This window comes from Thermincola sp. GK-1 (assembly GCF_059412445.1).
The window spans coordinates 1-12,943 of the sequence record NZ_JBSQAT010000032.1; the positions used below are offsets into that span (position 1 = coordinate 1).

A 12,943-nucleotide genomic window follows, 5' to 3' on the forward strand; every position below is an offset into this window, starting at 1 on the left:
TCACCATCATATCTACCTTTTTTGACATAAGTTATCCACAACCCTGCTAAACGGTAATTTCCTTAACAACAAAAAAGCCACCGGATCCCGGTGGCTTTAGTACTAAGCAGTAACTTCTTTTTTCTTTTTTCTATCTACCGTCACGAGAATGGGCGGTTCTTTTTTCAACACAACTTCTTTGGTTATAGTACATTTAGCAATATCATCTCTGGACGGTATGTCATACATAACTTCAAGCATAATATCCTCGATGATGGCCCTGAGCCCCCGCGCGCCCGTATTTCTCTTCATAGCCTCCTGGGCAATTGTCCGGAGGGCATCATCCGTAAATTCCAGCGCGATATTATCCAGTTCAAAGAGTTTCTGATACTGTTTAATCAGCGCATTTCTTGGTTCGGTAAGTATTCTTACCAGAGCGTTTTCATCCAAAGCTTCCAGAGTAACAATTACCGGTAACCGGCCTACAAACTCGGGAATCAAACCAAATTTCAACAAGTCTTCCGGTAATATGTGTTTTAAAATGTCACCGACGTTCTTTTCCTTTTGGCTCTTTATTTCGGCCCCAAAACCAAGGGTCTTTTTGCCAATCCTGTTTTGGATAATCTTTTCTATACCATCGAAGGCGCCGCCACAGATAAACAGGATATTGGTGGTATCCAACTGGATGAATTCCTGATGCGGGTGCTTACGTCCCCCCTGCGGCGGAACGCTTGCCACAGTGCCTTCAAGAATTTTTAGCAGAGCCTGCTGCACACCTTCACCCGAAACATCCCTGGTAATGGAGGGGTTTTCAGACTTGCGGGCAATTTTATCTATCTCGTCAATATAGACGATACCCTTTTCAGCTTTTTCCACATCGTAATCCGCTGCCTGAATCAGCTTAAGCAGGATATTTTCTACGTCCTCGCCCACATAGCCTGCCTCGGTAAGGGAAGTAGCATCGGCTATGGCGAAAGGCACGTTCAGCAATCGGGCCAAAGTTTGCGCTAATAATGTTTTACCACTGCCCGTAGGACCAAGCATGACAATATTGCTCTTCTGGAGCTCGACATCATCGATTTTATTACCCATATTAATTCTCTTGTAGTGGTTGTAAACAGCCACTGCCAACGCCTTTTTGGCAGGTTCCTGACCTATAACGTACTGGTCAAGAATTTCTTTGATTTCCCTGGGCTTGGGAAGTTCACCAATCTCTACGCCGATATCTTCGTTTAGTTCCTCTTCGATAATCTCGTTACACAGTTCAATACATTCATCGCAGATATAAACTCCCGGCCCGGCCACCAGTTTTTTAACCTGGTCCTGTAACTTGCCGCAAAAAGAGCATTTTAGTTGCCCTTTATCATCACTGAACTTATACATAAGATTTCACCTCTTGTTCCTTACTTCCTGACCGAGATCACCTCGTCGACAATGCCGTATTTCCGGGCCTCTTCCGCAGACATAAAGAAATCTCTTTCTGTATCTCTGGCAATTACTTCCACAGGTTGGCCCGTATGCTTCGCCAGGAGTTCATTTAAAACAGATTTCATACGCAGAATTTCCTTGGCATGGATATCAATATCCGTCGCCTGTCCCTGAACACCGCCCAGCGGCTGGTGGATCATAATCCTGGTATAGGGCAAGGCATATCTTTTCCCTTTCGTCCCGGCAGCCAATAAGAAGGAACCCATACTGGCAGCCTGACCCATACAAATAGTTGAAACATCCGGCTTAATATACTGCATGGTATCGTAGATAGCCATACCGGCTGTAACTACTCCACCGGGGGAGTTGATGTAAATATGAATGTCCTTATCGGGATCTTCTGCTTCCAGGAATAACATCTGGGCGATTACCAGATTGGCAACCATATCATCTATTGGCCCACCGATAAAAATTATACGGTCTTTTAACAACCGGGAATAAATATCGTAAGCCCGTTCACCACGGTTGGTTTGCTCTACTACTATAGGAACTAAATTCATATATAGGACACCTCACTTTAATTATACACTTGTTAATAATTTTATGCAAAAATTCTCTTTGCCCTTAAATATTTTATTTAATCGTTGCATGGTCCACCAAAAACTGGACAGTTTTATTGATGGCAATTGCCTGTTTAAGCGCTTCCATATTTCCCTGGTTTTCAATAAAGGTTCTCATTAATCCTGGCTCTGCGTTATATTGAGCAGCCATTGTTTTAATTTCCTCTTCAAGGTCTTCTTCTGTTGGTTCAATATTTTCTTTTTTCGCTATTGCTTCTAAAACCAAAGTGGCTTTTACTCTATTTTCAGCATCCGGGCGATGCTGTTCCCTGAGAGCCTCCATGTTTGAATTGGTAAACTTCAGATATTCTTCCAGGCTCAATCCCTGCAAAGATAAACGTTGGGCAAGACTTTGAATCATAGAATCAATTCTCTGCTCAACCATTATATTAGGTATCTCTACTTCGGCATTTTCCACCGCTTTGGCCACCAACCGGTCCTTCATTTCATGTTCTGCTTTTTGTTCGGCAGCTTCTTTTAGTTTATTCGAAATATCCTTCTTTAATTCCTCAAGGGTTTCAAACTCGCTGACATCTTTGGCCAGTTCATCGTCTATGGCTGCAAGTTGTTTCCTCTTGATTGCCTTAACCTCTACTTTGAAGACGGCATCCTTGCCAGCAAGATCAGCAGCATGGTAATTCTCGGGGAAAGTTACTTTGATTTCCCTGGTTTCGCCAACCTTCGCCCCTACCAGTTGGTCTTCGAAGCCGGGAATAAAGGTGCCGGAACCCAGCTCCAGGGAATAGTCTTTGCCGCTTCCTCCCTGAAAAGCAACGCCGTCAACAAACCCTTCGAAATCAATGACGACAGTGTCATGAAGTTGGGCCTCTCCATCTTCAACATTAATAATCTGGGCATGGCGCTGACGGAGTTTCTCCAGCTCCTGTTCAATATCTTCATCGGTGATGCTGACTTCCGGCTTTTTAACCTCGAGGCCTTTGTACTCCCCAAGCTTAACCTCCGGTTTGACTTCGACTTTTGCTTTAAAAATAAGAGGTTTTTCGTCCCCAATCTGAACAACCTCAATATTCGGTTTATCAATGGGCTCAATTTTTGTTTCTTTTACGGCGTCAAAGTATGCCTCCGGAACTATGTACTCTAATGCCTCATCATATAAATATTCCTTACCCACTTTTCTTTCAACCAAAACTCTTGGAGCTTTGCCTTTCCTAAAGCCTGGGATAGACACCTTAGAAGCCACCTTTTTAAAGGCCCTTTCCATAGCTTGGGCGAATTTTTCCTGCTCTACTTCAATTTCGAGGTTAACCAGATTCTTCTCTATCTTCTCCATGTTTACTTTCATTTATGCTCCTCCTTAGACCTTTATTAATAATATGTAAAACAAAATTCAATAAGTGTCATTATAGTCTAGCCAGTATCTGCTAATTGTAACCGTTGGTAAAACCATCTTAACATTATTCAACAATACATTCGGGTTTCCTGCATTTTTTTGAAAAATATTAAGATATTAAAATACCCCGGCAGGTGAAGTAAATCACTACCGAGGTCTTATCGACAACGAAAAATTTGTTGAACCCCAAATCCTGCAGTTTATTACAAGTCAGCTTCAACCGATGTGGGTAGCTGATTTCAATTTAAACAACTCAAAATGATAAAAATAATGGAGCGGAAGACGGGATTCGAACCCGCGACCCTCGCCTTGGCAAGGCGATGCTCTACCACTGAGCCACTTCCGCATAAGTTATCGGTTATTCATAATTGAAATTTTATCCTAAAATATCAGGCTTGTCAATTTTTAAAGCGCAATTTTCCGACATAAATGAACAAGGCTTTAGCAAGTTTCAATTAGCATTAATTTAAGGTACCCAAATTTTGGTGCGGATGGAGGGACTTGAACCCCCACGGTTTCCCGCCAGATCCTAAGTCTGGTGCGTCTGCCAATTCCGCCACATCCGCACATCTTGGCCCTAACGCATAAATGATTCTAACACAGCTTTAAGGGGATGTCAAGGATACTCCGCAATTACCTTTAAGGCTTCAAATACCTTACTTCACTCACTTGACAAATAAGACACGACTATCGGTTTTCTGTACCAAAAAACCTTCGGAAAATCACTTCCGAAGGTTCAATTTCTAAATGGTGAGCCATGCTGGACTCGAACCAGCGACACCCTGATTAAAAGTCAGGTGCTCTACCAACTGAGCTAATGGCTCATAAATGGCTGGGGCGGCTGGACTCGAACCAACGCATGCGGGAGTCAAAGTCCCGTGCCTTACCAACTTGGCTACGCCCCAACATTAAAAGTTGACAGGTGACAGTTGACAGTCGGCAGTTTTTCAACTGACTACTGTTAACTGTTGTCTGTTAACTGTTAACTGCTAAAATGGGGTGGCTGATGGGATTCGAACCCACGAATGCAGGAGCCACAATCCTGTGTCTTGAACCGCTTGACTACAGCCACCATAAATTAACCCCAATGGCGCGCCTAGGAGGATTCGAACCTCCGGCACACGGATTAGAAGTCCGTTGCTCTATCCACTGAGCTATAGGCGCATGTAACAGAAGATAGGTTTTTGAAAATTAATGGAGCGGGTGATGGGAATCGAACCCACGCGACTAGCTTGGAAGGCTAGGGCTCTACCATTGAGCTACACCCGCATAATCTAATTGTATTTAGCTGGTCGGGATGGAGGGATTTGAACCCCCGACCCCTTGCTCCCAAGGCAAGTGCGCTACCAAGCTGCGCTACATCCCGTCGGACCTGACAATGAAAATGCATCGCTCCGTGACTTCACTGCAAATCAGCAGTGCAATGAATAGTATAACGCAAATTGTCTGAAGCGTCAACACTTTTTAAAAGGAATGTTTTTGCAATAAAAACATTTAATAACTGTTAGCTTATTCTCTCTCGGATATACTTGTCCTGTATACTGTTTTCTCATTTTAGTAATTTACATAGCTTGGTATACGCCTATTGCGTTTTATTATTATAACATATTAAAAATAAATCCTCAACAACCTATATATTTATCCGGAAATCTCTTTAATATACGGTTGCAGTCCGTAATTTTTTAATTCAACTATCCCGTAAGTCCTGGTATTGCCCCGCCTGGGTTTGGCAATACTGCCGGGGTTAAATATGAAAGCGCTCCCCACGGGTAAAACTTCCGGAATATGGGTGTGGCCGTATACGATAAGGTCGTAATTACCTTTTTTGATTTTTTCAATCAACCGGTCGTTGCCGCTTTTTACATTATAGCTGTGGCCATGTGTCAACAATATCTTACGGCCCGCAACTTCGATAACCTCCTCATCAGGACCGTTGACATGCCAGTCACAGTTGCCTGCCACAGCATAAACGGGTATGGTTAATTCTTTTGCCAGGTCCAGAGCGTCTTTATAGTGGTCGCCGGCGTGCAATAATAGGTCGATTTCCCGCATCTCCTTAACAGCATCCCTGAGGAAGTCCATCCGCCCATGGCTGTCGCTGACTACCCCAATCCGCATGTTTCCTTCTCAATCCTTTCCTTAATGTCAAGCAAAATGCTTTTTGCCTTTTCCAGCGCCCTGGCCCGGTGGCTGATTCTGTTTTTTACTTCCAAATCCAACTGAGCAAAGGTTTTATCATATTCAGGCAGGTAAAACAATGGATCGTAGCCAAACCCCTTGTCCCCCGCCATCTCATATCCAATAAAACCTTCACAGTTTCCTTCAGTGGTATAAATATCTCCCCATGGAGTAGCTATTGCAATAACACACCTGAACCTGGCCTTTCTCTGCTCCATTGGCAGGCCGTGTAAAAGGCGCAGCAGCTTGTGGTTATTTTCCGTATCGTTTTTATTCTCCCCGGCAAAACGGGCCGAATAGACTCCCGGGGCGCCGTTTAAATAGTCCACTTCCAGGCCGGAATCATCGGCCACAGCTACCAGATTAGTATATTCTGCCACTTCCCTGGCTTTTTTCACGGCATTTTCCTCAAAGGTTTGGCCGTTTTCAACAACGTCGGGCATTTCCGGAAAATCTTGAAAAGACAACACCTTTATCCCTTCAATACCGGCCAGCATTGCTTCTAATTCCCTAACCTTACCTTGATTCCGTGTTGCCAACACAACCTTCATAAACCTATCTCTCCTCATTTTATTTAGGCGCCGGATAAAAGGTTACTCTCCCAGGACTTCCATCTGTGCCTGTATAAGCTGTTGTATTCCCTTTCCGGCCATCTCCAGAAACTTCTCCAACTCCTCTCTGTCAAAGGGACTACCTTCCGCTGTTCCCTGTACTTCTAAAAATTTACCGCCTCTGGTCATGACCACATTCATGTCTACCTCAGCGACACTGTCTTCACTGAAAGCCAGGTCCAGTAAAATTTCCCCGTTTACTTTTCCTACGCTGACAGCCGCCATGTAATCAAGCACCGGAAATTTTTCCAATACTCCCTGGTCAACCTGATGTCGCAAAGCATCTACCAATGCCACAAAAGCCCCTGTGATGGAAGCGGTTCGCGTTCCTCCGTCGGCCTGGATTACATCACAATCAACGGTAACAGTACGTTCACCAAGGGCTTCCAGGTCAACCACAGCCCGGAGGGACCTGCCAATTAAGCGTTGAATTTCATAAGTGCGCCCGCCTATTTTCCCTTTGGCAGCTTCCCTGGGGATGCGCGTCGCAGCCGACCGGGGCAGCATACCATATTCGGCCGTAATCCAACCCTTTCCCTCGCCCTTCATGAAAGGCGGCACTTTATCCTCTACCGTAGCGGTGCAAATCACCTTAGTATCGCCCATTTCTATGAGAACAGAACCTTCTGCATGTTTTATATAATGCCTGGTTATTTTAACGGGCCTTAACTGGTCATTAGCTCTACCGTCATTTCGTTCCATATCGGTAACCTCCCATTGTATTTTTTGTAAACCCTCAATGTTTTTATTTCATTTATGCATTTTCCTCTTTTGTGTTTTCAATGGTAAAAACCTTACCTTCGCCCGCCAGCTCAACACGGTCGAAAACTGCCAAAGCCTCTGCCCGTATCCGCGCCGGGTCATATTCAGGCCAGAAATGTGTTAAAACTAACCGGCTCGTTCCCGTTTCATTAGCAAGCTGAGCAGCCTGTCTAACGGTAAGGTGTCCTATCTCCGCATACTTTTTATCCTGTTCCAAGACACTGGCCTCAGCAACCAGCAGATTGCAACCCCTGAAAAAGTCCACCAATCCGGGAAAATATCGTGTATCCGCCGTATAGCCAAATTTCAGGTTTCCTTCCGCCGCCGTCAAGCCATAGGTCTCTAAAGCGTGTTCTGTCCGTATAAACCCGAAAACAAGATCTTTAATGACAATACTGTTTCCCGGTTCAATTTTAAAAATTTGGAAAACATCGGCATACTGGTTCAGTTGTTGGTATATCTTTTCAGGAGTACCCGGAATATACAAAGGCAATAGACCCCGCCTGGACCCGTCCCTCGTTGCTCCCATCACCGCATGCCGGAGACAGAACAGGTCCAGGTAGTGGTCCGGATGGAAGTGAGAGATTATCACCGCATCCAAATGACGAAAATTTATGTACCTCTGTAAATTTGCAAAAACCCCGTTACCGCAGTCCAGTAAAACATTGGTATTCTCGCTCTGCAAAAGGTATCCTGAACAGGCTCCTCCCGCTTTCTGGTAAGGAGCCCAACATCCAAGCACAGTAAACTTCATGAATGCGGGCGATCCTCCTATTCCAGTAGACTTCCCCCATATACGCAGCAGCCAATAGCCCCATTATATTGGGGATACTGGGGTACAATAACCTCAACCTGCATTTCTTTTTCTACGATATTTTTTAATGCTCCGTTATGGGCTACCCCACCGGTGAAAATAATTTTGTCACAGAGCAACTGGCTCAACATAGGCTTGATGCGTTTAAAAATTGTATAGTTAACTCCTGCCGCTAGGGAAGCTATACTATGCCCTTCGATTATTTTCCCGATAATTTCCGATTCACCGAAAATAGCACAGGTAGAGCTAAGGTCTACAGGATCCTCGTGATATTTGGACAATTCTTCCAGGGTTATGCCCAGGACAGCAGCCATGTTTTCCAGATAACGCCCGGAACTGGCAGCACACTTATCGTTGGTCTGAAAATCCAAAAGTCTTCCTTTCCGCACCAGGACAACCTTGCTGTCCTGCCCGCCTAAATCCAGCAAAGTAAAATCTTCCAAACCTGTCTGCCACCTGGCTCCATATACGTGGGCCTTGATTTCCGGTATATCTTGGCCACCCTGTATCTGTACAGTATTTCTGCCATATCCGGTAGAAATAATTTTCCCTGTCTCGCCAAATCCTAATCTGGCAAAATCTATAACCAGTGAATCCTGATCCTGTTCCTTGCGGCCGAATTCCTTGTAAAATTCTATCGTTTCATATCTGTAGAAGTTAAAAGAGTCCTCTGCCAAAGTAGCCAGTTTAACATACCGGCTGCCCAAATCAAACCCAAATATCAACTGTATCACCTCAGTATATCAAGAAAAGCGTCAATGCGCATTTTTGTCCGGGCGTCCAACCGGACAGGCCGGTCGCCTTCCAGCGTCAACACAGGCACCTTCAGCTCCTTGCGTATAATCAGGTCCTGAATGTGGCGGTAACAAAAACTTTGGGCGTAATGAATAATGCCGTGGATATTTCGTTTCTCAATTTCCGCCGCAATATCCTGCAAACGCCAAAAAATATTATAAGGGTAAGTATACAGGCGATATTGTTCTACCAGATCAGAAGTAGCAAAAGGCATAGTAAACTGGCGCTGCACTTCGTTAAAAACTACCCGGGCTCCTTTTTTTTCAAGGTATTCATAAAGGTCAGTCATAATAGGCGGCACGCCAATATAGCCCAACCTGATTTCATCCCCCGCAGGCAAAGGAGTTGACTTCTCCAATACCGCTTTCACTTCCTGAGCGAACAATTCCGGATTGCCGTTAAAATCGCTACACATCACCTGGTATAAATGGTTATTAAAACCCGAGACGCTGTTTTCACGCCACGTTTTCTCATCAAGGAGCCAGACTTTCTCCCGGACCTTGTCCAGCCTCTTTTTCTGCTCAGCTACCTGCTCCCAGTCTACCCCGAAAACCTGCATCAGTTTTTCAATCTGCAATTTTAACATATCGTAATCCCGGTCATAGGGGAAAGCGAAGGGAATAATTTCTATGCCCTGTATATGTAATGTTTCCATCAGGGCATGGGTATTACTGCAGTCCCCCTGGGTAACGGCAATAACCCTTCTAATTTCCGGGTTGGCCAGAACAGTAGTATAGATACCCTTGATCCAGGCACAGATATTCCGGGGATAACCGGCCAATTCTGCTTCCTCAACCAAAGCGGCCGGGTTTTCAGCCGTTATAAAGATATTGTTTAAATCAACAGGTATACAGCCCGCTGCATAGATGACTTCCACAGGTATGGTAGTGGTAATGCCTATCTTCTCCAACATTCTTTTCCTCTTTCTGTTTAACTTGTGTCAGTCTATTTCCCTTTTAATTCTATGAGAGCAGTCTTCACCACATTAACGGAACCTGTATCAGGTAAATAACGGAATTCGATTACAGGCTTGCCCCTCGGCGCCATCGGTATTACTTCCTTTTTACGGTTTGGTGAAACAACCACCACATCTACCTGACTCAAAAATTCTTTCAGTTCACTTTCGTTTTTGGTCGTGGTGGTTTGTATTTTAAGGTGGTCAATTCCGGCCTGGCGTAATGAATTACGCACTTTTTCGGTAAAAGTTGTGGAAAGACATATAATACCAAGTTTCTTCCCTGCCGGAATACGGGCAATTTTTACAATAGTCTCCAACTGGGGATTTAAAGCTATCCCGATAACTTCTTTTGATTTATCGGCCATCAGGCTCTTGACTTCCTGCAAATGAAAGAATGTGGTAATTATCAGTTCGGTAGAAGAAAGCTTTTCATTGACATCCTTTGTCCGGGACCGGAAGTCTTCCAACAATACAGGGACAATCGATACACCATAGCCCAAATGGAGTTCCTTTGAAAAATCATCCAACTGCTCTTTATTACATTCAACAAAAGCCACTTTGACGCGACTGAGCATTTCCTTCTTTTCCATCCCCCGGTTGTAAGTAATGGCCAAAAACTCTTCTATGGTAAAACCCAGTTCAATAGCTTCTTCCAGAGCCATATCAATGATTTTTAGCAACCGTTCTTTTCGGGATTCACATTTAATTATGGCATCACTGTCCGTAACAAAGGTACCCTTCCCCTGGGTACTTACCAGTATTCCTTCAGCCTCCAGTTCCTTGTATGCGCTGCTTACAGTGTTGCGGCTGATGTTCAACTGCTCAGCCAGTTCACGTTCAGTGGGAATTTTGGTACCGGGCGGCCATTGGCCAATCTGGATAAGTCTTTTTATTTCGTTCTTTAATTTAAGGTAAACAGGAATACCTTTGGTACGGGTAACATCAATATCCATCATTTACCACTCCACCAATTGAAAATCCGGTCCGAACCACCTCTGCCAACTAGTATAACATTTTTATGCTTGTAATAACAAGGTTGATATTAGATATTGGAGGGGTGGGCAGGATTCTCCGGCTACGTTTGGGAGCGACTGCGCCCGCGAAACCGCAGCCGGGCAGGCAGGGGGTTCCCGCATGTTTGAAGATGGCGAAGGCCGCCGGGAAGTCCGGCACTCAACTCATGTTGAGTGTCCTGGACGCGAGGCGGCCTAACTATTAAGGATATCATTATGAGCCATCGAGTTCGGGAACACTGCCTGCCTGTCTGCGGTTTTGCAGCACCAAGCTCCCTGGTAGCGGAGAACCCTACCCACCCCTCCTTAGCTGGGAAGGCGTAGCCCCGGAGCAACGGCTGTTTCACCGTTACAGCGGCAACTCAAGGGTAACGGTTGTTTCACCGGTGCAGCGGCTTTCCGCGGGGCAACGGCTGTTGTGCCGGGCAGCAGTTTTGCGGAATATCAGGGCTCGGTAAAGTAGGCCACCAATCCATCGACAATGGCTCTGGCCACCTTATCCCTGAATCCGCTGTCTTTTAGCAGCGCTTCTTCCGTTTTATTGGATAAAAACGCAGACTCCACCAGTATAGATGGCATGCCCGTATTTCGCAACACTGAGAAATTGGCCGTCTTAATACCCAAATCCTTGATACCCAAGTTGGCCGCCAGTTGAGCCTGAACTTTCACAGCCAGTTTTCTCCTGGCATCTGCCTGGGCGTATAAGACAGGATCTGATTCGGGCGCGTAATAATAAGTGCTGGTTCCATTTAAACTGGCGTTTTCGGAGCTGTTGGCATGGATACTGACAAAAACATCAGCCTGCGCATTGTTGGCAATGGCAGCCCGGTCAGTAAGCGCGATAAAGGTATCCGTATCCCTGGTAATAATCGGGTTAGCGCCTAATTCCTTCAGGAGATTATAGACCCGCAAAGCAGTGTCCAGGTTATAATCCTTTTCCCGAAGACCGGTAACGCCAATTGCCCCCGGGTCATAACCGCCATGGCCGGGATCAATTACAATGGTTTTACCATTGATAGAAGGTTCCTGAATTTCTATCCTAATTGATTTCTTGTCTTCCGCGTACTTAACCTTGTAACTGAGATACCTGGCAAGGTCGATAACCAGCCTGGCTTTTAAGGGTTCTAAACTATACTGGCTTAACCTAACTCCCTGAACCCATTTGCCTGTTCCTGCAAAAGATTCCGGCAGGTCATCTTTTTTCATATTATTCAGGTCAATAACCAGGCGGTATGGTTCAGCCAACACATAGACAGTATATGTTATTGTTTCGTCAGCGTTGACAGTAACTATGTCCTGCTCGCCGACAGATTCAACGCGGACTTCCGTAAGCCGACCGGCTTCCCCCGGTATATCGCCTCCACTGTTGCCGGTACCGGGAGTATCTCCACGTGACGGAACCTGGTTTTCCACCAACACAAGGTATTTGGCTATCCAGCCTTCTTTTCCGTCAGGCAGTGTTACTTTATACCATTCCGCTGTTTCCCGGGTTATTCTGACCCTGGTACCGTTAGTTACTTTAGCTGCTACCGGGTAAGTTGTACCCGGCCCTGAACGGACATTAACAATGCCGCCCTTTACAACACCGTGTTTTTCTGTCGGGGTACCTAAATCAGCGCCCGGTGTCTCTGGTTTTGGCACTTGAGGATTTGGCTGATTCAGATTTTTTACTGTTACGTAACCGGCAGCCACCCATCCGTTCCTACCATCGGGAAGTACCACGTTGTACCATCCGGTAGTTTGCCGGAGAACCTTTAAAACCATGCCTTTTTTTACTGTAGCTATGACTTTATATGTAGTTCCGGGACCGTTTCGGACATTCAAGGAGGTGGCAGTGATAACCACACTTTTGGAAGCCACAGTAAAATTCCCGGGCAGTTTTTTACCTGGTCCGTAAACCTTATGCACATATGTCCCAATAATTTTACCGTACTTCCAGGGACCTGCAGGAAGGTCCTGAGCAAAAGCACCGGTCCCAAACATTAAAAAGGCCATAACAACCGGTACCGGTACCAATAAGCGCCAATATTTTGCGGCCTTAAGCACTCTTGTCACCTCCAATTCCGTCGTCTTTTTCCGCAAATGGCCGGAAATGCCGATATTTTCATTTTTCGACATATATGTCGAAAGTCCTCCCAGTAACCCTCCAATAAAACCAAAAAATTCATTTTTCTATCCGCCGTTTCAAACAAATTGAGGGCTGCCTCACTTTTTTGAGGCAGCCCTAAGCTGTTAATAAAGTAATTCTATAAAATTCAGGGAGTTAAATGTATTCCGGAGCGGAGCTATATTTTAATGCGCCAGTTTTTTCATGGAGGGGTGGGTGAAGCAGCATTTTGGAAGGGTTGGTGGGGTGGCCCGGCTACCCCGGAGCTTTGTGCTGGAGAATGGCGGCAGGGTAGGAGGGTGTCTCCGCTACCTGGGAGCTTGGTGC

General features: G+C 45.4%; 11 protein-coding genes and 8 tRNA genes. All 19 read right to left on the reverse strand.

The window, feature by feature from the left end:
- Positions 1-102: 102 nt before the first annotated feature.
- Positions 103-1,362: an ATP-dependent Clp protease ATP-binding subunit ClpX gene (gene clpX / locus ACSNJE_RS15610; RefSeq protein ID WP_013121393.1), complete on the reverse strand. Its 1,260-nt coding sequence runs from the start codon at positions 1,360-1,362 to the stop codon at positions 103-105.
- A 20-nt stretch (positions 1,363-1,382) separates the two neighbouring features.
- Positions 1,383-1,967 (reverse strand): ATP-dependent Clp endopeptidase proteolytic subunit ClpP, encoded by a 585-nt coding sequence (gene clpP / locus ACSNJE_RS15615; protein ID WP_013121394.1) that lies wholly within the window; start codon positions 1,965-1,967, stop codon positions 1,383-1,385.
- A 73-nt stretch (positions 1,968-2,040) separates the two neighbouring features.
- Positions 2,041-3,330, reverse strand: coding sequence for a trigger factor (tig, locus tag ACSNJE_RS15620; protein WP_013121395.1), 1,290 nt, complete (start codon positions 3,328-3,330; stop codon positions 2,041-2,043).
- Between the two features lie 319 nt (positions 3,331-3,649).
- Positions 3,650-3,724: transfer RNA gene (locus ACSNJE_RS15625), tRNA-Gly, on the reverse strand.
- Between the two features lie 137 nt (positions 3,725-3,861).
- Positions 3,862-3,944 (reverse strand) — tRNA-Leu (locus ACSNJE_RS15630).
- A 182-nt stretch (positions 3,945-4,126) separates the two neighbouring features.
- Positions 4,127-4,202 (reverse strand) — tRNA-Lys (locus ACSNJE_RS15635).
- A gap of 5 nt (positions 4,203-4,207) precedes the next feature.
- Positions 4,208-4,283: transfer RNA gene (locus tag ACSNJE_RS15640), tRNA-Gln, on the reverse strand.
- Between the two features lie 90 nt (positions 4,284-4,373).
- A tRNA-His gene (locus tag ACSNJE_RS15645) sits at positions 4,374-4,450 on the reverse strand.
- Positions 4,451-4,466: 16 nt separating this feature from the next.
- A tRNA-Arg gene (locus ACSNJE_RS15650) sits at positions 4,467-4,542 on the reverse strand.
- Between the two features lie 31 nt (positions 4,543-4,573).
- A tRNA-Gly gene (locus tag ACSNJE_RS15655) sits at positions 4,574-4,647 on the reverse strand.
- 20 nt (positions 4,648-4,667) lie between these two features.
- Positions 4,668-4,744: transfer RNA gene (locus tag ACSNJE_RS15660), tRNA-Pro, on the reverse strand.
- Positions 4,745-5,016: 272 nt separating this feature from the next.
- On the reverse strand, positions 5,017-5,496 hold the full coding sequence (locus ACSNJE_RS15665; RefSeq protein WP_013121396.1) for a metallophosphoesterase family protein: 480 nt from the start codon (positions 5,494-5,496) through the stop codon (positions 5,017-5,019).
- Positions 5,481-6,107: an XTP/dITP diphosphatase gene (locus ACSNJE_RS15670; protein ID WP_474659910.1), complete on the reverse strand. Its 627-nt coding sequence runs from the start codon at positions 6,105-6,107 to the stop codon at positions 5,481-5,483. The genes ACSNJE_RS15665 and ACSNJE_RS15670 overlap by 16 nt, the downstream gene beginning before the upstream one ends.
- A 42-nt stretch (positions 6,108-6,149) precedes the next feature.
- Positions 6,150-6,869 (reverse strand): ribonuclease PH, encoded by a 720-nt coding sequence (gene rph, locus ACSNJE_RS15675; RefSeq protein WP_013121398.1) that lies wholly within the window; start codon positions 6,867-6,869, stop codon positions 6,150-6,152.
- Between the two features lie 52 nt (positions 6,870-6,921).
- Positions 6,922-7,683, reverse strand: a complete 762-nt coding sequence (locus tag ACSNJE_RS15680; RefSeq protein WP_495253050.1) for an MBL fold metallo-hydrolase — start codon at positions 7,681-7,683, stop codon at positions 6,922-6,924.
- 17 nt (positions 7,684-7,700) lie between these two features.
- The gene (locus ACSNJE_RS15685; protein WP_013121400.1) at positions 7,701-8,468 is read right to left on the reverse strand and encodes an acyl-CoA dehydratase activase; all 768 of its coding nucleotides are present in this window, start codon (positions 8,466-8,468) and stop codon (positions 7,701-7,703) included.
- A 5-nt stretch (positions 8,469-8,473) separates the two neighbouring features.
- Positions 8,474-9,448 carry a 2-hydroxyacyl-CoA dehydratase family protein gene (locus ACSNJE_RS15690; RefSeq protein WP_474774706.1) on the reverse strand — a complete coding sequence of 325 codons (975 nt, stop codon included), beginning with the start codon at positions 9,446-9,448 and terminating at the stop codon, positions 8,474-8,476.
- Positions 9,449-9,483: 35 nt separating this feature from the next.
- Positions 9,484-10,452 (reverse strand): GntR family transcriptional regulator, encoded by a 969-nt coding sequence (locus ACSNJE_RS15695; RefSeq protein WP_495253051.1) that lies wholly within the window; start codon positions 10,450-10,452, stop codon positions 9,484-9,486.
- A 501-nt stretch (positions 10,453-10,953) separates the two neighbouring features.
- Positions 10,954-12,627: an N-acetylmuramoyl-L-alanine amidase gene (locus tag ACSNJE_RS15700; protein WP_495253052.1), complete on the reverse strand. Its 1,674-nt coding sequence runs from the start codon at positions 12,625-12,627 to the stop codon at positions 10,954-10,956.
- Between the last annotated feature and the right edge of the window lie 316 nt (positions 12,628-12,943).

Coding starts and splice junctions, on each gene's coding strand:
- clpX (WP_013121393.1), bottom strand. CDS start 1,362: ATGTATAAGTTCAGTGATGATAAAGGGCAACTAAAATGCTCTTTTTGC.
- clpP (WP_013121394.1), bottom strand. CDS start 1,967: ATGAATTTAGTTCCTATAGTAGTAGAGCAAACCAACCGTGGTGAACGG.
- tig (WP_013121395.1), bottom strand. CDS start 3,330: ATGAAAGTAAACATGGAGAAGATAGAGAAGAATCTGGTTAACCTCGAA.
- ACSNJE_RS15665 (WP_013121396.1), bottom strand. CDS start 5,496: ATGCGGATTGGGGTAGTCAGCGACAGCCATGGGCGGATGGACTTCCTC.
- ACSNJE_RS15670 (WP_474659910.1), bottom strand. CDS start 6,107: ATGAAGGTTGTGTTGGCAACACGGAATCAAGGTAAGGTTAGGGAATTA.
- rph (WP_013121398.1), bottom strand. CDS start 6,869: ATGGAACGAAATGACGGTAGAGCTAATGACCAGTTAAGGCCCGTTAAA.
- ACSNJE_RS15680 (WP_495253050.1), bottom strand. CDS start 7,683: ATGAAGTTTACTGTGCTTGGATGTTGGGCTCCTTACCAGAAAGCGGGA.
- ACSNJE_RS15695 (WP_495253051.1), bottom strand. CDS start 10,452: ATGATGGATATTGATGTTACCCGTACCAAAGGTATTCCTGTTTACCTT.
- ACSNJE_RS15700 (WP_495253052.1), bottom strand. CDS start 12,627: ATGTCGAAAAATGAAAATATCGGCATTTCCGGCCATTTGCGGAAAAAG.